The 21,719-nt window shown below is 64.2% G+C and carries 12 protein-coding genes and 1 rRNA gene; 6 read left to right on the forward strand and 7 right to left on the reverse strand.

Annotated elements, in window-relative coordinates; genetic code table 11:
- Both rrf and FRC96_RS01470 read left to right on the forward strand, forming a co-directional pair.
- A 5S ribosomal RNA gene (rrf, locus tag FRC96_RS01465) occupies nucleotides 1-107 on the forward strand; the annotation flags it as partial.
- Between the two features lie 701 nt (nucleotides 108-808).
- On the forward strand, nucleotides 809-1,156 hold the full coding sequence (locus FRC96_RS01470; RefSeq protein ID WP_146972271.1) for a DMT family protein: 348 nt from the start codon (nucleotides 809-811) through the stop codon (nucleotides 1,154-1,156).
- 87 nt (nucleotides 1,157-1,243) lie between these two features.
- On the opposite strand, the gene FRC96_RS01475 is transcribed toward FRC96_RS01470, so the two are convergent.
- Nucleotides 1,244-2,827 carry a DUF7107 domain-containing protein gene (locus FRC96_RS01475; protein WP_146972272.1) on the reverse strand — a complete coding sequence of 528 codons (1,584 nt, stop codon included), beginning with the start codon at nucleotides 2,825-2,827 and terminating at the stop codon, nucleotides 1,244-1,246.
- 449 nt (nucleotides 2,828-3,276) lie between these two features.
- Between FRC96_RS01475 and FRC96_RS01480 the strand changes: the two genes are divergently transcribed.
- Nucleotides 3,277-3,789: a DUF507 family protein gene (locus FRC96_RS01480; protein ID WP_230467869.1), complete on the forward strand. Its 513-nt coding sequence runs from the start codon at nucleotides 3,277-3,279 to the stop codon at nucleotides 3,787-3,789.
- A gap of 66 nt (nucleotides 3,790-3,855) precedes the next feature.
- On the opposite strand, the gene FRC96_RS01485 is transcribed toward FRC96_RS01480, so the two are convergent.
- Nucleotides 3,856-5,679 (reverse strand): penicillin-insensitive murein endopeptidase, encoded by a 1,824-nt coding sequence (locus FRC96_RS01485; RefSeq protein WP_146972274.1) that lies wholly within the window; start codon nucleotides 5,677-5,679, stop codon nucleotides 3,856-3,858.
- A gap of 161 nt (nucleotides 5,680-5,840) precedes the next feature.
- On the opposite strand from FRC96_RS01485, the gene FRC96_RS01490 reads away from it, so the two are divergent.
- Both FRC96_RS01490 and FRC96_RS01495 read left to right on the forward strand, forming a co-directional pair.
- Nucleotides 5,841-8,447: a hypothetical protein gene (locus tag FRC96_RS01490; protein ID WP_146972275.1), complete on the forward strand. Its 2,607-nt coding sequence runs from the start codon at nucleotides 5,841-5,843 to the stop codon at nucleotides 8,445-8,447.
- A 71-nt stretch (nucleotides 8,448-8,518) separates the two neighbouring features.
- Nucleotides 8,519-10,411: a hypothetical protein gene (locus FRC96_RS01495; RefSeq protein ID WP_146972276.1), complete on the forward strand. Its 1,893-nt coding sequence runs from the start codon at nucleotides 8,519-8,521 to the stop codon at nucleotides 10,409-10,411.
- 332 nt (nucleotides 10,412-10,743) lie between these two features.
- Here the strand turns inward: FRC96_RS01495 and FRC96_RS01500 are convergent, their stop codons facing one another.
- The 5 genes from FRC96_RS01500 to lepB form a co-directional block, all read right to left on the reverse strand.
- Nucleotides 10,744-11,952, reverse strand: coding sequence for a TraB/GumN family protein (locus tag FRC96_RS01500; protein ID WP_146972277.1), 1,209 nt, complete (start codon nucleotides 11,950-11,952; stop codon nucleotides 10,744-10,746).
- 142 nt (nucleotides 11,953-12,094) lie between these two features.
- The gene (gene mgtE / locus FRC96_RS01505) at nucleotides 12,095-13,477 is read right to left on the reverse strand and encodes a magnesium transporter (protein ID WP_146972278.1); all 1,383 of its coding nucleotides are present in this window, start codon (nucleotides 13,475-13,477) and stop codon (nucleotides 12,095-12,097) included.
- A 136-nt stretch (nucleotides 13,478-13,613) separates the two neighbouring features.
- A complete protein-coding gene (locus FRC96_RS01510; RefSeq protein ID WP_146972279.1) occupies nucleotides 13,614-15,515 on the reverse strand; it encodes an ABC transporter ATP-binding protein in 1,902 nt (633 codons plus the stop codon).
- Entirely contained in the window at nucleotides 15,512-17,434 is a 1,923-nt protein-coding gene (locus FRC96_RS01515; protein WP_230469753.1) for an ABC transporter ATP-binding protein, read from the reverse strand. Before FRC96_RS01515 ends, FRC96_RS01510 begins: the two co-directional genes overlap by 4 nt.
- A gap of 135 nt (nucleotides 17,435-17,569) precedes the next feature.
- Entirely contained in the window at nucleotides 17,570-18,535 is a 966-nt protein-coding gene (lepB, locus tag FRC96_RS01520) for a signal peptidase I (RefSeq protein ID WP_146972281.1), read from the reverse strand.
- 585 nt (nucleotides 18,536-19,120) lie between these two features.
- On the opposite strand from lepB, the gene FRC96_RS01525 reads away from it, so the two are divergent.
- On the forward strand, nucleotides 19,121-21,355 hold the full coding sequence (locus FRC96_RS01525; protein ID WP_146972282.1) for a hypothetical protein: 2,235 nt from the start codon (nucleotides 19,121-19,123) through the stop codon (nucleotides 21,353-21,355).
- The last annotated feature ends 364 nt before the right edge of the window (nucleotides 21,356-21,719 follow it).

The raw sequence follows: 21,719 nt of genomic DNA on the forward strand, positions 1-21,719 counted from the left end.
AGAGCGGAGAGGGTCCACCCGATCCCATCTCGAACTCGGAAGTTAAGCTCTCCAGCGCCGATGGTACTGCGACCGAGAGGTCGTGGGAGAGTAGGTCGCTGCCAACCCTTTATTTAAAAAAGCCCGCGCCGTTCTACGAGAGTAGAGCGGCGCGGGTTTTTTTGTGTGTTGGTCAGGGAAGGGCAAGGCGTGTGTGGAGCGGGGGCGCGATCCATGAAAGCAAGGGCGATCGCATGTCTGGGAGAGCCCGTGAGTCCGTAGCGAGGGGGCGGATTCGGCACATCCCATGAGAGCGACCCGGGGTCGATGCAGGCGCGAGCGCGAAGTTGAGGTGACCCAGGGTCGCACGAAATCGGCGGTTCGGAGTGACCGAGGGTCGATGCAGGCGGGAAGTTGAAGTGACCCAGGGTCGCATGAGAGCGGCGGTTCAAAATGACCCGGAGTCGCGAAAGTGGTGGTTCGGAAGTGACCCACGGACGCACGTCAAGGGCGGCACAAAGTGACCGAGGGTCGATGCAGGCGGGAAGTTGAAGTGGCCCAGGGGCGCATGAGAGCGGCGGTTCGGAAGCGACCCAGGGTCGCATGAGAGCGGCGGTTCGGAAGTGACCCCGGTTCGGAAGAGACCCAGGGTCGGCGAAAACGGTGCTTTGGAAGTGACCCAGGGTCGCCTTAAGGGGGGGCACTGAGGTTGACCCCGGGTTATGAGAATCGTGGCTTGTCAGTGACCCAGGGTCGTTTCGTGCTCGCATTATGGGGCTAAGATGGACGCGATTCTCTGACGTGACGAAAACCCATAACGGAGGACGCGATGAAGACCGTTGGGCTGCTTTTGTTGAGCAACATCTTTATGACGGTAGCCTGGTATGCCCATCTCAAGCACACGGACAGCCCGCTGTGGAAGGTGATTGCGGTCAGTTGGGGGATCGCGCTGCTGGAGTACTGCTTCCATGTGCCGGCGAATCGTATCGGGGTGGAGCGATTCAGCGTGATGGAGCTTAAGATTCTTCAGGAAGTGCTCTCGATCAGCGTGTTTGTGGGGTTTGCGTTTATCTACTTTCGCGAGATTCCCCGTTGGAATCACGGCGTGGCGTTTTTGCTCATCTTACTTGCTGTGGCCTTTGTCTTCTGGCCGGGGGCGTCGCGAGTATCGGGGTGAGTTCGCGCGTTGTGTCAGGAGCACGCAAAAGGCCCTCGCCGGTTTGGCGAGGGCCTTTGCTCGTGACAATAAGAGTGACCTCAGTGTTTAGCGTGCACAGTACCCGAACTCACAGGCCCCGGCGCCGAAGGTGCACTCGGCGTCGCCGCTGCAGCTGATCGTGCAGACACCGCTGACGCAGGTGGCTCCCGGGCCACATTGACCGGCACCGGTGCATTCGGGACCAGGGCGGTAGTCGGGCTGGCATACGCCCTGGTCGCAGAGCATCTGTTCGCCGCAGTCACTGTCGGCGCTGCAGTGGTCGTAGCACCAGCCGTTAATGCAACTTTCCTGAGAGCCGCAGTCGGAGCGCGAGGTACAAGCCGAGGGGTTTTCGGCAGCCTGGCAGGTGCCACCGTCACAGAAGTGACTGTAGGGGCAGTCCGAGTTGTCGGCGCACTCGTAGTGGCAGAAGCCACGCTCGCAGTCTTTGCCGATCCCGCACTGGGCGTCGGTAACGCAGAGTTGATCCACTACCTGGCATGAGCCGGAGATGCACGCCTCGCAGGGACCGCACTCGCTGCTGGAGCGGCAGCTGAGGTCGGGCTCTTCGACGGGAGCGCAGGCGCCATCGGCGGTGCAGAACTCGCCGGCGCGGCAGTGATCGTCGACCTCGCAGCCCAGGCGGCATCGACCACGCTGGCAGGTGGAGCCTTCGGAGCAGTCGGCGCTGCTCTGGCAGATACCGATGGCGACGCAGAGGCCATCTTCGCAGCTGGCGTTGGCACCACAGTCCTGCGAGGTGGTGCATTCGGGGGCGTCGTCGCGGTCCGGCGAGGGATCGTCGTCAGGGTGCGTACCGATATCGTCGGGAAGATCGGTATCGGGCTGCGGGTCGACGTCGTCGCCGGGCTCTTCGTCATCGGGCTGATCGCCGGGTTCCGGGGCGGGACGAGTGGGGTCGTCGGGGTCCGCGCTCACGCAGGCGCCGCGGAAGCAGACGCCGGCCTCGCCGCACTGGGCGTCGGAGGTACAGCCGGCGGAGCAACGGCCCTCGAAGCAGGCGGCGTCCGTGCCACACTCGGCGTCCGATTCACAGGCCACAGCACAGCTTCCGCTCTCCGAGCAGACGCCTAACTCGCCGCAGTCCTCATCGCTCTCGCAGCCCCCGCCGATGACGCAGCGTCCTTCAAAGCAGATCTCGCTTCCGGGACACTCCAGGGAGGCCTGGCATTGAGGTACGCAGAAACCATCCAGACTGCAGAACTCCATCTCGAAGCAGTCGCTGTCCACCGCGCAGCGGTCGGCGGGCACGCAGGTGCCCTCGTCGCAGCGGCGTGAAGCGCATTCGCTGTTGACGGTGCAGGAGGTGACTTCATCGGGGATGGCGATGCAGTAGCGGCCGCGGGCGCAGATCTGGTCGGCGCCACACTCGCTATCCGAGGCGCAGGGAAGGGTGCAGGTGCCCAGGCGACAGATCGAGCCTACGCTGCAGTCATCGTCGAGCTCGCAGGTGGCACACTCTCCGGCGATCGAGCAGTCGACCTCCTGGTTGCTGCGGTCATCACAGCCCAGGCAACCCTGGGAGAAGATCACGAAGAAGGCGGTCAGCGCCAGCCAGCGTAGCGTCGAACTCAGCGCAGACCTGGTGTCGGGGGTACATGGGGGAGAGGCTGAGGCAAAGGTCGACATGGTGGGTCTCCACTCACTAGAGGTTGGCGTTCTGCGTTGCGAGTCATTCTACGGGGCAGCTGCGCCCAAGGCTACTGCGTGCTCCTTGGACGCGGCACCATGGAGGCTATTCAATTCCAGGTCGGTGAAGCCGCCTGGGCGGCGACAGTACACGAGCGTCGGGGGGCGCGTGGGGCGCGAACGTGCTCGCACCATGCGGGAGAGGTACGCGTGTAGATGTATCGCTTTTCACGGGACGAATTCACCTCTGGGATGCGTTTATCAGGGTGAGCGGTAAGGAAAGTACCGGTCGTTAAAATTATCCTTGTAATCTGCGGGTAAAGGTGCAAAAAAAGCCACTCGTTAGACGGACGAAAAGTTTCGAATCCCGGTGAATTTCTCCCGGATTCGTCGGACGCCACCGGAGTCCCGGAGTTATGCCGGGTGCGTTCGGACCATCTGGAGGCGTTATGCGCTTATATGGCGGACAGGTACCGGTCATTGCGGAAGAGATTATCCGCACGTTGACCCGCGCCGGCGATCTTGAGATCGCGTCGGAGAACCTTCCCGAAGTGGAGCTCGACATTCAGTCGGTGCTTCGGGAGTACATTCGGCTCGATCGTGAGCTGACTGAGCGGGCCAAAGATATCGCCATGAAGTATGGCGACAGCAGCGTGGGCCGCGAAAAACGTAAGCTGGCCAAGGCCAAGGGGATCGAGCTGACCGATGATCCGCTGGGTTATATCATCTCGCAGATCATCGAGACGTTCTTCCACTCGAACTTCGTCGATGAAGTGTATTCGACGGACAACGATCTTCGCCGCAAGATCAACCCGATCCTGAAGCGTCATACCAACGTGCAGGAAGAGCTTGATCAGGAGGTTCGGGGCAAGATCAAGAACCTTGAAGAGGGTTCGGCCGCCTGGGAGATCGAGTACGAAAAGGTGATGGGCAACCTTAAACGGCTCAAGAATCTGGAGTAGGCCGCTGCGACAGATTTCAGGTGTTGAAGAGACCGGCTCCGGCCGGTCTTTTTTTGTGACGGTCGACTAGCGCCAGGCCTGGGGCTGGGAGGTCTGGAGCATGCGGTCGCGGTTCTTGCCCCACCAGCGCGTCCAGTAGCGGTGGGCGTCGGCTGGCGAGGCGAAGTCCCGGGGGGCCCAGCGTCCGGTCCAGTCGCTGATGACGTGGCTGAGGTTCATTGCCAGCGCAGGGTGAAGGGTGGGGAGCTGGGAGATGAGGGTGTCGACGTGGTGGAGATCTCCCCAGGCGGCGTCGATGGCCAGGTTTGCCAGAGCGTGTTTAAGCCATTGCTGCCGAGGCAGCTCGCGATGTTGCTGCCACCATTGGTGCCATTGTGCCAGCGCCTGATTTTGATCGGTGGGCCCTGCTGTTTTCCAGTCGAGGCCGTCGTAGCGGGCGGTGACACGGTAGAGCAGTTCGGCCAGCGGTGCGCGCAACGGAGCAGGAGCGCTCTGGAGTTCTGCAAGAAGGGGCGAGACGAGATCTGGCGAGAGGTCAAAACGCAGCGCTTCTGCGGCGAGTAAGCGCTCGTCGAGAGGCAGTGAGGCGTCGAAGAGGCGAGCGCGCGCGACCTCGAAGGCGTCGGGCGTGGAGGCGGCGGCCAGGGCGTTGTAGAGGGGGCGTCGCGCGGTCTGGGGGAGGTCAGTTCGGCGCAGGTGGCGGGCAATCGCCAGGGCGCCGGCGCGGGTGCGGGGCGGCATTTTCTGGAGAAGTTCGAGGGCGCGCTCGCGCAGCTCATCCTGAGGCGCGTCAAAGCTATGAAATAGAATGAGCTCTCCGGCCATCGGTGGTTTGAGTTGTTCGAGGAAGTCGAGGGCGCGTCGGGCAACCCGGGGATCGTCACCGCTGAGTGCGGGGCGCAGGGCCAGCGCTCTGGCGAGCACGCGTTCGTCGTGCCAGTCGTACCATGGCCAGCGAGGGCCCCAGTCCTGGCAGCCCTCCAGGCGGTCGGCCAGGGGGCAGCCGATGCGCACGTGGAGGTGGTCGGCGTGCGGGGGGGCGTCGGTAGGTTGATGGAGCACCGCGGAGGCGCGCTCCACGAGGTCGGCCGGCTCGCCCAACGCCACCGCGTGGTCGAGCATCAGGCGTTTGAGGCCTTCGCTGACGAAGAGCCATTGCACGCGAATCTCGGGATCGGTGAGCAGCGCGCGAGCCAGGGCCCAGTTGCGGGCGACATCGAAGGTGAGCGGGTAGCCGTCGGCGTAGCCCTCGTCATCGAAGTGGATGAGGTCCGGTGTAGGCACCGAGTGCCCCTGGGGATCGAGGGCGTAGAAGGCAAGGTCGACGTCGCGTCCGGCCTGGTGGGAACTGCTCCAGGGGATCGGACCACCGTGCGCGAAGGCGATATTACCCACGCGCAGGGGAGCGCCTCCAAACTCTCTGGCGACCCGTTCTGCGGCGCGCTCGACTGCGGCGATGAGTTCGCGGGTGCCGTAGTGGGTGTTGCGGCTGCGGTGACGCTCAATGATGCTGTGGTAGGGGCCCTCGACGGGCAGTGTTGCGGGCTGGAGGAGACGCCCCTGGCGAATGGTGCCCAGCGAGAGGGAGCCTGCCGGGCGGCGTTCCGGGTCGAGGATGGCCAGGGCGTCGAGAGGCTCGTGAGGAAGTCCCCAGGCGCTGCCTACACTGCGGGCGCTCTCCTGGAGTGCGTGGTCGACCAGGCGGGCGGCCTGCGTCAGCGCAAGCGGCGCAACCCGAGAAGGTGGAGGTTGGGAGGCTAAAAGATGTTGCGACGGCGCAGCGGTGGCAGAGGGCGTTGTGCCCGAAGCGGGAGGCAGGACCGCAGGGGCGGTCGCAGCGCAGCTCGCCCCCAGTAGCAACGCGGACAGCACGAGAGTAAGCCGAATCATAGCGGGGGTCGGGGCAAGAGGACTGTTCCGTTTGTTCCCGTTCCCAAGTAGGGTGGGCGAGAGTCAGCGCCTGCGATCATAGAGTGTTGCTTGAGGTGCGGCAACCGGGGCCAGTGGATGCTCCGGCGACACAAAAAATTAAGCACGAGCACAAAAAAACGATGAGAGAACGCGGACATACCGGAGCCTGGCTGGCCATCGTGGCGCTGGGCTTTTTGAGTGCGTTGGTGATCTGGGGACGGCTCTCGGGGCTTCCAGATCTCGGGGTGACGATCGGTCCGGAGCTGACGATTCGGCAGGTGGCTGTGGAGCGGGCTCCAGGCAGCGACGCGCAGAATTTTCAACGGGGAGACCGGCTTGTCGCCGTCGAGGGGATGGCGCTTGAGGATCTGCGGCATCTTCGCACCTTGCTGCCGGTGATGACCGAGTCCGCAACCGAGGTGGAGACGGACGAGGGGGCCGCGCGCTTGCTCAACTATCAGATTCTTCGACCGCTGCACCGTTTCTCGGTGACCGTGCAGGGTGAGGGCTTTGATCCGCGGGAGCTTCCTCCGGGGGTGGAGCCGAGCGACCGGCTGGTGGAGATCGACGGCCGGCTGCTTCCGGGCAAGGTTGGACCGGAGGGGCTGCGCAGTGTGGTCGCCAGTCGCAATGACGCGCTGCTGGGTCTGGAGCGTCCGAACGCGATCTTTTCGGGGCAGATGCGGCTGGGCGACTCCCGGGTGCATCCGGGGTTGTGGCTGACCTTTGGGCTGGCGCTAGCCGCGGTGCTGGTGCTGTGGTGGCGCTACTCCTGGATCTTGCCGCCGCGCTCGGTCTACCTGATCGCGCTGGAGACGGTGGCCCTGGCCTGGCTCTTTTTGCTGGCCTATGGCTATCAGTGGTTGCTGGCCGATCAGGTGTTGGCCTCGGCGGTGATTGTGAGTCTGGTGATGATGCGGCCGGTGGCGATGTACGCGCGCCGCCAGGTGGACAGTCATCGGGGGCTGGGGAGCGGTGCGAGCCTGATGGGGGTGGGGGCGCTGGTGGCTGTGGTGCTGATCGTGCTGCTGCACGCCGGCTACCTGCAGAATGTGGAGGTGGCGCTTCACGCTGCGGCGATCATGGCCGGTCTTTTTGTGATCTATGAGATCAGCGCCCAGGGCTTTGAGTCGGGGCAGGCCGCAGGGCTTGGCGAGCGCTACGGCTATCTGACCGGGGTGGTGGTGCTGGGGCTTTTTGCCTGCGTGGTCGCCGCGGTGATGGAGCCGGTTGCTTTTGAGGAGGATCGCTGGCGGTGGTTTGCGGTGCTGATTCCCTCGATGGTCTGGTTTGGCGACTACCTCTACGGCTTGAAGTACGGAGTGCGATCGGCGCTGGGGGATATTGCTGATGAGCGCTCCCGGCAGGAGTTGCTCTACGGATACCTTCGAGAGGTCGGGGTGGAGGTGCCCGGCAGTGAGCTGCGTCTTGTGGGGCGGCTTCCCGGGCAGTCGTTTGAGCTCTGCCTGGAGGGGGAAGGCGAACTCTCTGCGCGGCCGGCACGCGCGGAGGTTGCCGACGCGGTCGATATTTTGCTGGCCGAGGGCTATCAGATTCCGATGCCGGGGGCCGATGAGACCCACCCGATGGTCGGGATTGCAGAGGTCCTGCGGCTGTCGATGGCTCAGCGTTTGCCGGCGATGCGGGGGTGTCTGGAGCTGGCGGGAGGGGCGGAGATGGTGCTGCTGGGCTTCTGGCGTGCGGAGGGCGGCGAGCCGGATGCCGCGCTCTCGCCCCAGGCGCTCGATACTGCCACAGCAGCCTGGAGCGCCCCGCTGTGGTCGGCGGCGATGATCGAACTTCTGGAGGGCGCTGCCATGGAGCGCCGGCGTGATCTGGATTTGGAGAAGGGGCCGGATCTGGCGGAGCTTCGTGCCGAGATTGCGACGGCACAGCGGGCGGCTGAGAGGGCGGAAGGGGAGCGTGATGATGCGCTCGTTCGCGCGCAGACGCTTGAGGATGAGCGCGATGAGGCGCTCGCCGAAGAGGCGATTTTCCGGCTGACGCAACCCGCCGAGGTCTGGCCGGTGGAGATCGCCACGCAGCTTGTGGAGCCACAGCTGGTCGAAGGGTTGACCTTTTTGATGGAGACACCGGAACCTATTGTGTTGGGTGGAGCGATCGGGGTGGGTAAGTCGATGGTCGCCGGGTTGGCGCATGCGCTGGGAGGTGGTCCGGAGGAGGCGATGCGCGTGGTGCGATGCAGCGATGAAGGAGCGATGGGAGTTCTGGATCACGTCCTTGGCGAGGCGGGAGGGGGCCGGGGAGCGGGGCTTCTGCACAGCGCAATTTTTGCAAAGGGTCAGGGGACGCTTCTGATTGAGCGAGCGCACCTTCTTGATGAGGTTCGTATCGTGGCGCTCTCGCATCAGTGCGAGGAGGCCGGGGTTCGTCTTTGTCTTGCCTTTGATGCGCCGGATGCCGAGGAGCGCAGCGTGCTTGAGCCCTACTCGGGGGTGCTGCAGGAGGCGCTGGGGCACCGGGAGATGATCGTTCCTGCCTTCGGTCGTAGGCCGGCGATTCAGCGCGCGGTCTTCGACTTCTGGCTCGGGGAGTGGACGGCGCGTTACGGTCGCGAGATCGAGGGGTTCTCGCGGACGGCGCTTGAGGCGTTGCTGGCCTATCGCTTTCCCGGCGAGGTGCAGGAGGCGGTCGAGGTGGTGCGGCTGGCGGTGTTGCAGGCGCGATATGATGTGATCGATCGCGAGGATCTTCCGACGCGGGTGCGCGAGGCGCGTCCGCTCTAGGACAAAGCGTAAGGCAGGTGATGCGACAGGTGACGAGCTCGAGAGTTCTGGCGCTGGGAGCAGCGGCAGCGATGTTCCTGGCATGTGCCGGGTGTTCCGGAGACGACGCTCCGCTGGAACAAAGTCGCCCGGTGGTGGGGGTGATGCCGGAGCTTGAGCAGCGCCTCGTGGTACCCACCTCTCGGCTCAAGCTGGAGATTCTGGGCTCTGAGCGCATTGTGGCCGAGCAGGCCCGGGTGATCCTGCGCGGAGACGTGGAGGGTGGGGAGCGCTTTGAGGTGAGCGTGAGCGCGGAGCCTGAGCGTGAGGGCGATGTAGGAAACCTCCACGTGACTGTCGATGCTGCCGAGTCGGTCTGGCCCCAGGCGCCGGAGGTGCAGGAGTGGTTCGCGATGATGAACATCGAGGTCATCCTGCGCGATGAGGTGGGGGAGGTCGCTCGCGGGGAGTTAGCCGGAGCGCGGGTGCGCTTTGTGCGTGCGCTCGCTCCCCGATTTGCGATCGATGGCGAGACGCCCACCTTTGTGAACGGGTCCTTGCGACTGGAGGGCCACGGCGTGCTGCGCCCGGAGGAGGGGCAGACCTGGGCGGTGGTGGAGCAGGGGTTTGTGGAGGCGACTCCGGGGGGTCGTCGCGACCTGGCCGGGGAGCGCCTGCCGGTGCGTTGGTCGGGAAGTCGGGAGCTGGCCGAGGTGCGTCTGGAGCCCGGGGTCTTCGGTGTTCATCCCGGGGCATATGAGGTGAGCGTACGTCTGGAGAATGAGCTTCGGGGCGGCGCCGGGACGACCCAGGGTCCGTCTGAGCTTGCGTTTGGAGCGGCCCTGCAGCCGACGTTTCTCGCCACGCTGGAGCCTGCGATGGCGAGTCGCGGGCAGATGGTGACGATGCGTGGACGCGGGTTGTTGGGGGCCGGGCAGGGCTACGGGATGATCCTGCGCTATGAGGGGACCTTCGACCCGGCCGATCCGGCGCTGCCCGTGATGAACTTTGAAGGAAGCCGCGCCCTGGAGCGTGCGGTCGACGAGGTGCTCAGCGATGAGCTCGTGCGCCAGGAGGTCTGGTACAGCGTCGAGGGGCGCGCCCTTGAAGGCCTGGGAGCGACGCCCGGGGTCTTTGAGGGACGTATCACACCGATCGTCTTTGACGGTGCCGGTGAGTCGGTGGGGGTGGGCTGGCAGGGCCAGTTTGAAGTGCTGCCGACGCGGCAGGTGGTCTGGCTGAAGTATTTGCCGGCGTTCAGTCGGGCGCTGGACACGTTTGGGCTTGGCAACGTGGAGCGGGAGATTCGCGATCGCATCCTGGAGGTCGCTCGTCGTGATTTTGCCGGGGTGAACATCGTCTTTGTGGAGGATGAGCCTGAAGATTTTGCGGACTACGCCGTGGTGGAAATCGGCGGGCCGGACCCCTCGGGCAACCGGGCTTTTGGCTATGACAACACCTTTAATGATCAGGCCAAGGATACCGGAAACCTCTACCTCAATGACTACCTGGGGGGCATCAATCGGGAGAGTGGCGAGAACTTCAACGTGCTCTTCGGCGGGGTGTTTGTGGAGTCGTTTACCTATTTTAGTCCGACGCTCACGCCGGGGAATCGGGACGCCTCGGAGCATTTTGATCGGGTGTTCGGGCCCTTTATGGCGGCGCTGGGCGGGGATGCGGTGCGGGGCTCGGAGGTGGGGCGTGGCCCCCGGGCGTCGCAGATTGAGGAGGCGGTGCGCGTGGCGGGCAATGTCATCGGCAACACGATGGTGCACGAGGTTGGCCACTCGCTGGGGCTGACGCATCTGCCGGGTGACTGGGAGGCACCGGGCACGATCTTCCATAATGCGGAGCCGGGAGGGTTTATTATGGATGCGGGCTCCGAGCGCAGCTTTGAGCAGCGGGCGGAGCTCGATGAGGAGGGGCCGGCGGTCTTTAACGCGGTCAATCGTGCGTATCTGCAGGAGATCTTGCCGGTGGACTGATCGCGAGAGTTCGCCACGAGGGTGACCGTGGGTCGGTCATTTCGGCGACCGTGGGTCGATTTTGGGGTGACCGTGGGTCGGTTATTTCGGCGACCGTGGGTCGATTTTGGGGTGACCGTGGGTCGGTCATTTCGGCGACCGTGGGTCGGTCATTTCGGCGACCGTGGGTCGGTTATTTCGGCGACCGTGGGTCGGTTATTTCGGCGACCGTAGGTCGATTTTGGGGTGACCCTGGGTCGACGTGGAGGTGACCGTGGGTCGATTTTGGGGTGACCGTGGGTCGATGTTTCATGCCCCCCTCGGTCCGCTAATTTCGGCGTAGATGGGCGAGGTTAGAGGAGGTTCTTCAGCCAGCCAAACGCGACGAAGGTGCCCAGGCTGCTGCCGAGCGAGGAGAGGAAAAAGACCAAAAAGATGCGGGCCAGGCGGTTGGACCACCAGCCGCGCCACTCGGCGATGTCGTCGCCGATGTTTTCCAGGTCGCGCACCTTGGGAGGGGCTACGAAAGTCTGCACAAAGGCCGTGACCATGCCCGCGCCAATGGTGGGGTTGAGCGAGGTGATCGGGGCTGCGATGAAGGCGGCGATGATGGTCAAAGGGTGGCCCAGGGCCACCAGAGTGCCCAGCGCGGAGAGCGATCCGTTGGCCAGAACCCAGGCGATGGCCGCGTTTTGAAACTCGCCGGGATCGGCTCTGAAGAAGCCCAGGACGAAGACGGCGATGACGATCGCCGGGATAAGCCAGGGGAGCATCCGGGAGAAGGTCGAGCGGGGCGGGACCACGTCGACCTGCTGAGCTTCATCGGGGGTGTCGGCCGCTTTGAGATGGCGCACCAGGCCTGGGACGTGAGCCGCACCGACGACCGCGGCGATCGTGTTACCCGGAGCGTTGCGGATGTGATGGGCCATAAAGAGGTCGCGCTCGTCGACCAGCACCGTCTTGACCGAGGGCATCGCCTCGCCCAGCTCATCGAGGATGGCGCCGATGTTGTGGGACTGGCGAAGCTCAGCGAGTTCTTCTTCGCCCATCTCGTTGCGGTCGAAGACGCCGGCCAGAAGGCTCATCGCGACCGCGGATCGGCGCCAGAACGAGGTCTTTCGCCAGGCGCGCAGAAGCGTGGTGCGCACGTTGCGATCGACGAGCTCGACCTCCAGGCCCAGTTCATCGGCGAGTTCGATGGCAGCGGCCATCTCCGCGCCCGGTTTGACGCCGGTGTAGCTTCCCATCCGGCGCTGAAAGGCCATCAGCGCCAGTCGCGCCATCAGGAACGTGAGCTGACCTTTGCGGATCACCTCGCGCAGGTTCAGGTCCTGAAAGTTTTGCTCTTCGGTCAGGGCTTTGAAGCGCTCGCTGTCGAGCTCCACGCAGACCGTCTCAGGCTTTTCGGCGGTGAGGATGCGGCGCACCGTCTCCACCGACTCCTGGGAGATATGCGCGGTGCCAATCAGCGTGATGGACTTTCCGTCGACCGTCAGCCGGGTGATGTCGGCTTCGTGGGGGGCGGCGTCGCCGGAGGGGAGGTCGTGAGACAGATCGGTCATGGAAGTTCTGGGGCAGAGAGGAGAGGAGCCGACCCCGCAGACAGGGTGGCGCAGCTGCTGATCGTGCGATGGTTTAGCTTAAAGCGCGGCGTTTGAACACCTTTTGTCGACGTGTCCATGCCACGAGTCGTCGGGGAGCGGTTCAGCCGATAAGCCCGGTCTCGATGAAAAAGGACGCGGTGCCAAAGTAGATGAGCAGGCCGCTGGCGTCGGCGATGGTGGTGATCAGCGGGCTTGAGGCGATGGCCGGGTCGACGTTTGCGCGGGTGAGGATAAAGGGCAGGACCGTGCCGACCAGGTTGGCCACGAGCACGATGCCGAGCATGGAGAGGCCGACGACGACACCGAGCATCCAGCCGCCGCGAAAGAGTCCCAGCACGGCACTGGCGAGACCCATGGCCGCGCCCAGGCTCATCCCGACGGCGACCTCTTTGCTCACGCAGCTAAACCACTGGGAGAGGCGCACATCATCGGTGGCGATGGCGCGTACCATCAGTGTGGCGGATTGGGCGCCGGTGTTCCCGCCGCTGCCGATGAGCAGGGGGATAAAGAAGGCCAGCGCGATGACCGTGGCCAGGGTCTCTTCATAGGCCGAAATCACGGCCGAGGAGAGGAGGTTGACCAGGACCAGGATGAGCAGCCAGCCGATGCGTTTCTGGAAGAGCGCCCAGATGGAGCTCTCGCGGTAGCTGCGATCCAGGGGGCTGACGGCGGCGCCTTTATGGAAGTCTTCGGTGGCTTCTTCTTCGGCGACGTCGAGCACGTCATCGACGGTGACGATTCCTAAGAGCACCCCGCCGGAGTCGACCACCGGGAGGGCGACGATGTCGTAGCGCGAGAGGGCGCGCACGGCCTCCTCGCGGTCATCAAAGGCCGAGAGGCTCACAAAGGAGTTGTCCATCAGCGAGGCGACGGTGGCCTCGGGGTCGGCCAGGATCAATTTGCGAAGCTCCAGCGCGTCGATGAGCTGCCAGCCGGGGTCGGTGACGTAGACGATGGAGATGATCTCGGAGTCACGGCCCTTCTTTCGAATGTGTTCGATGGCCCGGGCGATGGTCCATTGAGCGCGCACCGCGACGTAGTCGGGGGTCATCAGTCGGCCGACGCTCTCCTCGGGGTAGCCGAGAAGCTGTCGGGCTTCGCGCAGATCTTCGGGGCTGAGCAGGTTGAGCAGGCGCTGGGTGACCTGGCCGGGGAGCTCTTCGAGGAGCTGGGTGCGGTCGTCGGGTTTGAGGTTGGCGACCAGATCGCGGGCGTGCTCATCGGTGAGGTCCGCCAGGAGGTTGTTGGCCTCGTCGAGCTCCAGGTAGCTGAAGAGATCGGCGGCCAGCGAGCGGGGCAGGGCGTGGAAGGCCAGCACCTTCTCGGTCTTGGGGAGGGCGATGAAGGCGTCGGCGATCTCGGCGGTGGGCAGGCCGGCGACCACCTCTTTGACCTGACCCCAGCGCTTGTCGCGGAGGCATGCCTGGAGGTCGGCCACGATCTGGTCGTGATCAAATGGCGTGGAGCTCTCTTCGAGGGACATCGGCGCGGGCCTGGGGTTGCAGGGCGAGGCAAAAACGTGGCCGGAAGAAGGGGCGCCACTCTATCGGGGCGGTCTCGGGAGTCAAGTCAGCGCGCAGTCGCCCCGGCGGCCGATCGAGATGCGTGGTCCCGGTGTTTCAGGATGCCGGAGAGGCGCGCGAAGCGCTCTGGCGTTCGGCGGCGATCTCAGCCCCGGTGGCGTATTGCAGTCGGTAGAGCGTCGCGTAATGCCCACCGGCAGCGACGAGATCGTGGTGGGTGCCCTCTTCGAGAAGTTGCCCCTTGTGCAGGACCAGGATGCGGTCAGCGCGCTGGATGGTGGAGAGACGGTGGGCGATGACCAGAGAGGTTTGCCTGGCGAGCATGCGCTCGATGGCGTCCTGGATGAGCGCCTCGGTGTCGGTGTCGACGTTGGCAGTGGCCTCGTCGAGGATGAGCACCTCCGGGTCGCGGATGAGCGCGCGGGCAAAGGCCAGAAGTTGTTTCTGGCCGGCGGAGAGGTTCTGGCCGCGCTCGCTCACCGGGTAGTTGAGGCCGCCTTCGAGACGCTCGATCATCTCCTGGGCATGCACGAGCTCGGTGGCCCGCAGGATCGCTGCATCGCTGACGGTGTCGTCTCCCATCGTGAGGTTCTTGCGCACGGTGTCGCTGAACAAAAAGACGTCCTGGAGGACGACGGCGAACTTGCGGCGAAGCTCCTGGACGTCGAACTCACGGATGTCGATGCCGTTGAGCAGGATGCGCCCGCGCTCCACGTCGTGGAGGCGAGTGAGCAGCTTGATGATCGTGGTCTTTCCGGCGCCGGTGTGGCCCACCAGGGCGATACGCTCGCAGGGGTTGACCTTAAAGGAGAGTCCGCGCAGCACGGGCTCGTCGCCGCCGTAGCCGAACCAGACGTCCTCGAACTCAATGGTCAGCGCGCCCTCGGGGACGGGGCGCGGGGAGTCGGGCTGCGGGATGGTCTCGTGGGTGTCGAGAAGCTGGAAGACGCGCTCGCTGCTGGCCATCGCGCTCTGCAAGAAGTTGTACTTCTGGGCCAGGTCGCGAATGGGCACAAAGAACTTCTGCATGTACTCGATGAACGCCACGAGCACCCCCAGGGTGATGGCACCCTCCAGGGCCTGGCCGCTGCCGTACCAGATGATGGCGCCGATGGTCACCGAGCCCACCGCCTCGACCACCGAGTAGAGCAGGGCGTCGTAGCGGATGGAGCGGATGTTGGCGTCGCGGTAGTCGGCGTTGATGTCGCGGTACTCGTCGCGGCTGACGTTCTCGCGCACGAAGAGTTGAATGACGCTCATCCCGGTGATGCTCTCCTGGAGGTGCGAGTAGAGCCGGGCGATCTTGACGCGGATCTCGCGAAAGGCTTTGCGCAGGAAGTAGCGGAAGATGGCCGTGAGCCCGACGAGCACGGGCACCACCACGAAGCTGGCCAGGGCAAGTTGCCAGTTCTTGTAGAGGAGAATGACGACGATGGCGCTGAGCGTGATGATATCGCCGACCATCGAGATCATGCCCGAGGAGAGGGCCTCCTGAAGGGACTCGATATCGGTGGTCATGCGCGACATCAGGCGGCCGACGGGGTTCTTTTTAAAGAAGTCCGAGGAGAGGTTCTGGACGTGCTCAAAGAGCTCCTGGCGGAGGTCGCGCAGGGCTTTCTGGCCGGCGTACTGGGTGACGTACATCTGACCGAAGGTCAGCGCGGCCATGCCGAGGATGCTCGCGGCGTAGCAGGTCAGGATGAGCCACAGACCGCTGAGTTCGCCGGGGATCAGGTACTCATCGATGGCAATCTGCAGCAGCCAGGGCTGCACCAGTGAGACGGCGGTGAGCGCGGGCATGGAGAGCAGCGAGAGAAAGAAGAGCCAGCGGTAGGGACGCATGTAGGTCCACAGCCGCCGGACCAGGGAGAGGTCGGTGATCTGGCCGAGCTTCTGCTCCTGGAAGCCCGAGCCGATGGCGGCATTTCCGGGGCGTCCTTCTTTTGGCGTTGCGCTGCTGTCGTTGGCGGCGCTCTTGTTATCTTCTGGGGCGCTCACGATTCGAGTTGCTCCCTGAGTTTTTGCCGGGCGTACATCTCGGCGTAAAGTCCGCCTTGCTCCAGGAGCTGGGCGTGGGTGCCCTGCTCGATGAGCTTGCCCTGGTCGAGCACGAAGATGCGATCGACCTGGGCCAGCGCGTTAAAGCGGTGGGTGATCAGGATGGAGGTGCGCCCGTGCATCAGCTCTTTGAGCTGGTCGAGGATGCGGCGCTCGGTCTGGGTGTCGACGCTGGCCAGGGCATCATCGAGGATGAGGATGCGCGGGTCGGTCAAAAGCGCACGGGCGATGGTGGTGCGCTGCTTCTGGCCTCCGGAGAGGGTCACGCCGCGTTCGCCGACGAGGGTGTCGAGGCCTTTGTCGAAGGCCTCCAGGTCGGAGTCGAGGGCGGCGATCTGAACGGCCTGGTCGATGCGCTCCTGCTGGGTGACGGTGCCGTCGGTGCCGCTTCCCAGGCGCTCAATGAGCGGGGCGGTCGGGGCACGGCGTGTGAGCGACTCGTCGAACTGAAGGGCGTCGAGGCCGAAGCGGATGTTCTGACCGATGGTCATCGAGAAGAGGAAGGGCTCCTGGGGCACAAAGCCAATCTCGGAGCGCAGCTCTCGCAGCGGCGCCTCATTGAGGCGCACACCGTCAACGCGAACCTGACCGTGGGTCGGGTCGTAGAGCCTGGCGAGGAGCTTGACCAGGGTGGACTTTCCGCTGCCGGTTTTGCCCACGATGGCCACGGTGGAGCCAGCCGGGATGGTGAGCGAGATGTCGTTGAGGACCGGGCTCTCGTCGTAGGCGAAGGTGACGTGATCGAGCTCGATATGACCCAGCGCCGGGCGCTCCTCGGCGGTGGGAAGTCTGCGCGCCTGAGGGCCGGGGTCGGCGACGACCGGCTCGTAGTTTCGGACCTCGCAGATGCGCTCAAAGGCGGCCAGGCCGCGGTGCCAGACGGCGAAGACCCATCCCAGCGCAATGGTGGGGAAGGCCAGCGCGACGACGTACCCGTTGAACTCCACGAAGGTGCCCAGCTCCATGGTGCCGGCGATGACACGTTGCGCGCCTACGATGAGCACCACCAGGGTGCCCACGTTAGCGATGAGCACGATCATGGCGTTGAGCATGGAGCGGATGCGCGCCAGCTTGACGTTTTCTTCATAGAAGATGGTGTTCAGGCCGGTGTAGTCAGCGATCTCGCGGTCTTGAAGGGTGTAGGCCTTGATGACGTCGACGCCGCTTAAGTTCTCCTGCACACGGGCCGACATATTGGAGAGCTCGGCTTGCACCCGTTTGGTCTGCTCAAAGAGGGCACGGATGATGCTGCGCATCCCGAGCAGGAGCAGGGGCAGGGGGGCCAGGCACCAGAGCGTCAGCCCCAGATCGAGAGCGACCATGCGCTGGATGCCGATGGTGTAGGCGACGATGGCGTTGACGATGTGCAGAAAGGCGATGGCGAAGAGCAGGCGCACGTAGGTGACATCGTTGGTCACCCGGCTGGTGATATCGCCGGTGGGCATGCTCCCGTAGAAGCGCGGGGTGAGGCGGGCCAGGTGGGTGTAGAGTTCGTTTCGAAGATCGAACTCGATGTGGCGGCCGGCGTTGAAGATGGTGGTCCGGCTGTAGACGCGGGCGATCCCGGCGCCGATGGCCAGCGCGATGATGATCATCGCCGCGCGAATGACCTGGTGACGCGTCTGCGCGAGTTGCTCGGCGCTGGCACCGACGGAGTCGCGCATGAGTTGCACGGCGTCTCCCAGCTGCTGGGGGATCGCCAGCGCCAGTCCATTGGTCAGAAGCAAAAACACAGCGCCCGCGGCAAAGAGGCCGCGGTAGCGCTTAAAATACCCCCAGAGGATCGTGCGACGCTCCCCGGCAGAGACGGTGGCCAGGCGAGGTTCGGAGGATGTCGAGGAGCTAGAAGACTGCGGCATACAGCACAACACGGGGGGGAGGGGGAGCACTCGCCGGAGCGAAGCGGAAGGGATCATGCGCCGGGCAAACTAAGAAGATGCACCAAACATTTCAACCGGCCCAGAGAGTATGGCGCGCAGTCATCGGTAAACGGCTCAGTGCAGGGGCAGGCCGATGCGATCGAAGCGTGGTGCGCCGCTGTCCGGGGCGCTCGACCAGGCGATGTGGACGGGGCGGCCGATGATACGGTCAGCCGGAAGTGGACCGTAGAGGCGGCTGTCGGCGGTGAGCGAAGCGCCGGCCTCGGGTGTGGCCAGGTGGCTGCGGTTGTCGGCGAGCACGAAGTAGTCGTCGGGGCCCAGGGCCAGACCGGGAACAGAGGCGTCCGGGGTGGCCTCGTCGCTGATGGCGACCACGTAACGCTCGGCGTGGTTGTGCTCGACCCAGGCGCGCAGGCCGAGCGCGTCGTTGAGTTGAGCCTGTCCGACCCACTCGTGCATCAGCGGGGTGTATTCGACGAGTTCGTCGCCGATGACCAGGGTGTTGCCCTGCATCTGGACCTCTTCGCCGGGCTCGGCGATCACACGCAAGGTGGCCGGCGAGCCGGTTTCGGGGGTTACGAGTGTGATCAGGTCTCCACGTCGGGGCGGAGCAATACTTGCCGGGACTCGCCGCACAAGGAGGGTGTCTCCGGGGAGCGCCAGGGGGTAGAGGGCGAGGTTGTCGACGTGGGTAAACGTCCAGAGGTGGCGCAGCGACTGGTCGACGACGATGGCCACCGGTCCCACAAAGGTCATCAGGGCGATGAGGATGTAGATGAGCGGATGTTGAAACGCGCGGCGTGGCTCGGAGGAGGTCTCCACGAGAAGTTCCGATGCTCGCGAAGCAGCGAGCAGACCGATAATCACCCAGGCCAGCATTATGACGAGCGCGACCCAGGCCAGGACCAGGTTCCAGAAGGTCACCGCGATGACCATGCATAACAAGAGCAAGACGACGATCAGGTTGATGACGACCCCACCCACGAGTCGTCCGGCGTGCACAAGCCCGAGCCCCGGGGAGAGCAGGGTGAGCAGCCAGACAAGGGAAGCCCTGAGGCGTTGGGAAGTATCGTGGGACATCGCAGTACTCAGGATGGAGGGACGCAGCGCAGGCAGGGGCTGCGCGCAGCGCTTGAATCTAGGGGGGCACGAGCAGGGGTGTCAACGCGCTACGCCGCACGTGTTGTCAGGGGGGGCGCGTCACACTACAAGGTAGCGCGCGATGACCCAGGGTCACGAAGAAACCTGCCCGGGAGCGCGCCTTAAGTTGACCCTGGGTCAGGTGGTGAGACGACCCAGGGTCACCTGAAACGATGCAACATCCCACGTGTAAGACGCCTCCGGAGCGGGGCGAATGGCGACTCAGGGTTGTCAAAAAGGGCGCAAGTGTCGGTGGTTTCCGATGACCCAGGGTCGGGTAGCAAAGTGACCCAGGGTCGGGTTTCAGACGACCCTGGGTCACCCACTCGCAGCGTTTCGGTGTTTCGGGGGCCTGGCTGGCAATGCGAGTAGGGTAGCCGTGCGATGAAATGCAGTGCGTTGGGTGTGACGTTGTACAGGTGACGTGCGATTGATAACGGCATAGTGTTTGCAGGTCAGGTATGGACGGGGCGATGCCAGACGACGCACCAGGGGTGCGTTGAATGTTTTCCTACGAGGTCATGAGTGACACGACGTGAAGAAGAAACGCCGGGCTATTCGCTGTCCACCTGGATTGTGTTGGCGATGAGCGCAGCGCTGCCGGTGGTTGCGTTGACGGGATTTTCAAACTTTGAGCGAGGGCGCCAGGCGGTGCTTGTGCCGAGTGCCGCGTTGCTTTTGATTGTGTGGGCCGTAGGTCTGATCCGCCGAGGTGGGGTACAGCTGAGTGCGGTTGGTGTAGCGGGGCTGGGAGTCGCGTTTTTCGGCGTGGCAGGCGCCAGCTTTCTGTGGAGTGATGTGCCGCTTTACGGGGTGCTCAGCGCGTCGATGTGGGTCGCGCTGGGAGCGATGGCCTGGGTGGTGTTCGCGCCGGTCGGGCGGGCTCTACGTTTCGCGGATTGGTCTACGGCGGTAGGGGGGGGGGTGATTGGCGCCGCGGCGTTAGGGATGTACGAGTGGGCAGGCGGAGATCTTCTCACTCCGGTGTGGGATCCGCCAGGGGTCGCCGGAGGGTTTGACGCCATGTCGTTTGCGTCGGCCTATTATGTGATTTCGTTGCCGCTCGTGTGCGGGGCGCTCGGGTTGAGGGGCGCGGGCCGGCTACGGCGAGGCGTGGGGATCGCGGCCCTCGTTCTGGGGACGTTGCATGTGTCTCTGGTGGCGCGGCCGCTGGATGTCGTGATGGTGTTGTGCGCCGTCGTGGTGGCTTTGCTGGTCGGTATTGTGGCCCGGCGGAGGAGCGAGGGGGGCTGGCGTGTTGGGCTGGGACGCCTGGTTTGGCCCACGCTCGTGCTTGTGGTCGGCCTTGGTGCCGGGCTCGTATTATCTGAACGTCCGACAAGCCCCAATGATGCTAACGATCTGCCGCGAGTGCGTCCCAGTTTGACGTTTCTGGATGACCTGGCGGCCGATACAGAAGTGCGCTGGCCCTATTTCGCAATCGACCGTGTTGAGGAGCTTTATGATTCAGGCTACCGCCCTTATCTCAATGCCGTGACGCGAGGGATGTACGCCCAACAACCGGTGATCGGCCACGGCGCGGGCGGGTGGTGGCTTCGTCAGACCGATGTGATTCACGACGGCAACGCGCACGTGCGAGAGCAGTATGCGATTTATCCGGCGTTCAGGAGTCCGCATAGCGACTTCGCGCGCCTGAGCGTGGAGCAAGGCACGCTGGGAGTTGCGCTCTTTGCGTTGTGGTTGTTGGGGGTTGTGGCGCTGGTGGGGGCGGCAGCTCGCTCGGGAGAGTGGGAGGGAGACAAGCATGTGGCGCTGATGGCGCTGACCTTCAGCGTAACGGTGGGCGTGCTCATGATGTTTCGCGCACCGGTTCTGGAACTGGGAGGTTCAGCGCTTGTGTGGACGGTGGCTGCGGCGATGCTTGCTCGGAGCGCGGCTGTCGAATCGGAGGCGGGCGCATGGGCCCGAGATGTGACCCTGGGTCACTCCAGTTTGGCCGGGCGTGCGCTTATTGCCGCGGTAGCAGCGCTTCTCGGGGGGGCGATGATCGGGCCCAGCGTCTTGAACACGCTCGCCTCTCTGGAACGAGGACACGCAGATCAGCTGATGCTTCGAACTCGCTTTGCCGAGGCGATTCCCGAGTATCGGGAGGCACATCGATTGTATCCCGCGCATGCGGAGGTTCTTTTCAATCAGGCGCTGGCGCACACGTTGACCGGGCAAGCGCGACTGGGAGAGCCATTGATCGAGGAAGCGATAGCGTTACGCCCTTACGACTCGCGCGTTCTTTCGCAGGGGACCTTTGTGGCGTTGGCACTTCAGCGTCTGGATACGGCGCTGAAGCGAGGAAAAGAAGCTCTCAGAACGGGGCCCAATAACCTTCAAGGGATCGACGCGTACGTGGCCACATTGCAGCGGCGGGGGCGTCATCAAGACGCCGCTAATGTGATGGAATGGGCCATCAAACGCGGCGCGCCGCTGGAGGCTGCCGGTCCCCTGCACGCGCGCCTGGGACAAGTCTACGACAACGCGCTGAAGCGCCCTCGTCGCGCGCTGGAGCACTATCAGAAGGCCACCCGACTCCTGCCGGAGGGCGCAGAGCGTATGCTCGTGGTCAATCGTCTCAATGAGCTAGAGAAACGTCTGGAGCGCGATCGGTTGATTCGAGAAGGGAAGCCCGTGCCGCGTCATCTGTTGCCCGAGGAGGCGCTTGAGCAGGGCCATGATCATGGTCATAACCACGGCGGCCCCCCTGGAATGCCGGAGGTGCCTGGCGAACATGAGGGGCACGACCACTAAGTTAGACTGCGGCCAGGGCTTTAAGTGAAACAATCGACGTGAGGAATTTACGGATTCCCGACTCCGCAACTCGACCCACGGTCATCCGCAACTCGACCCACGGCCGCACAAAAAACGACCGACGGTCGCGTCAACGTCAGCATTTATGCGGCGATCATGAAGATGGTCGTGAGCAAGACTCGATCATCAACGTACGATATTGTCGCTGAGAATGCGCGAGTGAGGAGAGAGACTTACGTATGTTGAGCGTCGCCGCGTCGCTTGAGGACAATGTGTCAACAGATCGACGAGGAACACGCCTTATATAGGGGCCAGGTGGGCTTGTAGCACGTCCGCAACGCCCTACGCCAAGCAGAGTTACGCC

Source organism: Lujinxingia vulgaris (genome assembly GCF_007997005.1).
Taxonomy (GTDB): domain Bacteria; phylum Myxococcota_A; class Bradymonadia; order Bradymonadales; family Bradymonadaceae; genus Lujinxingia.

Bases quoted from the DNA above. Each gene is read 5' to 3' on its own strand.
- FRC96_RS01470 (WP_146972271.1), top strand. From the start codon at position 809: ATGAAGACCGTTGGGCTGCTTTTGTTGAGCAACATCTTTATGACGGTA.
- FRC96_RS01475 (WP_146972272.1), bottom strand. From the start codon at position 2,827: ATGTCGACCTTTGCCTCAGCCTCTCCCCCATGTACCCCCGACACCAGG.
- FRC96_RS01480 (WP_230467869.1), top strand. From the start codon at position 3,277: ATGCGCTTATATGGCGGACAGGTACCGGTCATTGCGGAAGAGATTATC.
- FRC96_RS01485 (WP_146972274.1), bottom strand. From the start codon at position 5,679: ATGATTCGGCTTACTCTCGTGCTGTCCGCGTTGCTACTGGGGGCGAGC.
- FRC96_RS01490 (WP_146972275.1), top strand. From the start codon at position 5,841: ATGAGAGAACGCGGACATACCGGAGCCTGGCTGGCCATCGTGGCGCTG.
- FRC96_RS01495 (WP_146972276.1), top strand. From the start codon at position 8,519: ATGTTCCTGGCATGTGCCGGGTGTTCCGGAGACGACGCTCCGCTGGAA.
- FRC96_RS01500 (WP_146972277.1), bottom strand. From the start codon at position 11,952: ATGACCGATCTGTCTCACGACCTCCCCTCCGGCGACGCCGCCCCCCAC.
- mgtE (WP_146972278.1), bottom strand. From the start codon at position 13,477: ATGTCCCTCGAAGAGAGCTCCACGCCATTTGATCACGACCAGATCGTG.
- FRC96_RS01515 (WP_230469753.1), bottom strand. From the start codon at position 17,434: ATGCCGCAGTCTTCTAGCTCCTCGACATCCTCCGAACCTCGCCTGGCC.
- lepB (WP_146972281.1), bottom strand. From the start codon at position 18,535: ATGTCCCACGATACTTCCCAACGCCTCAGGGCTTCCCTTGTCTGGCTG.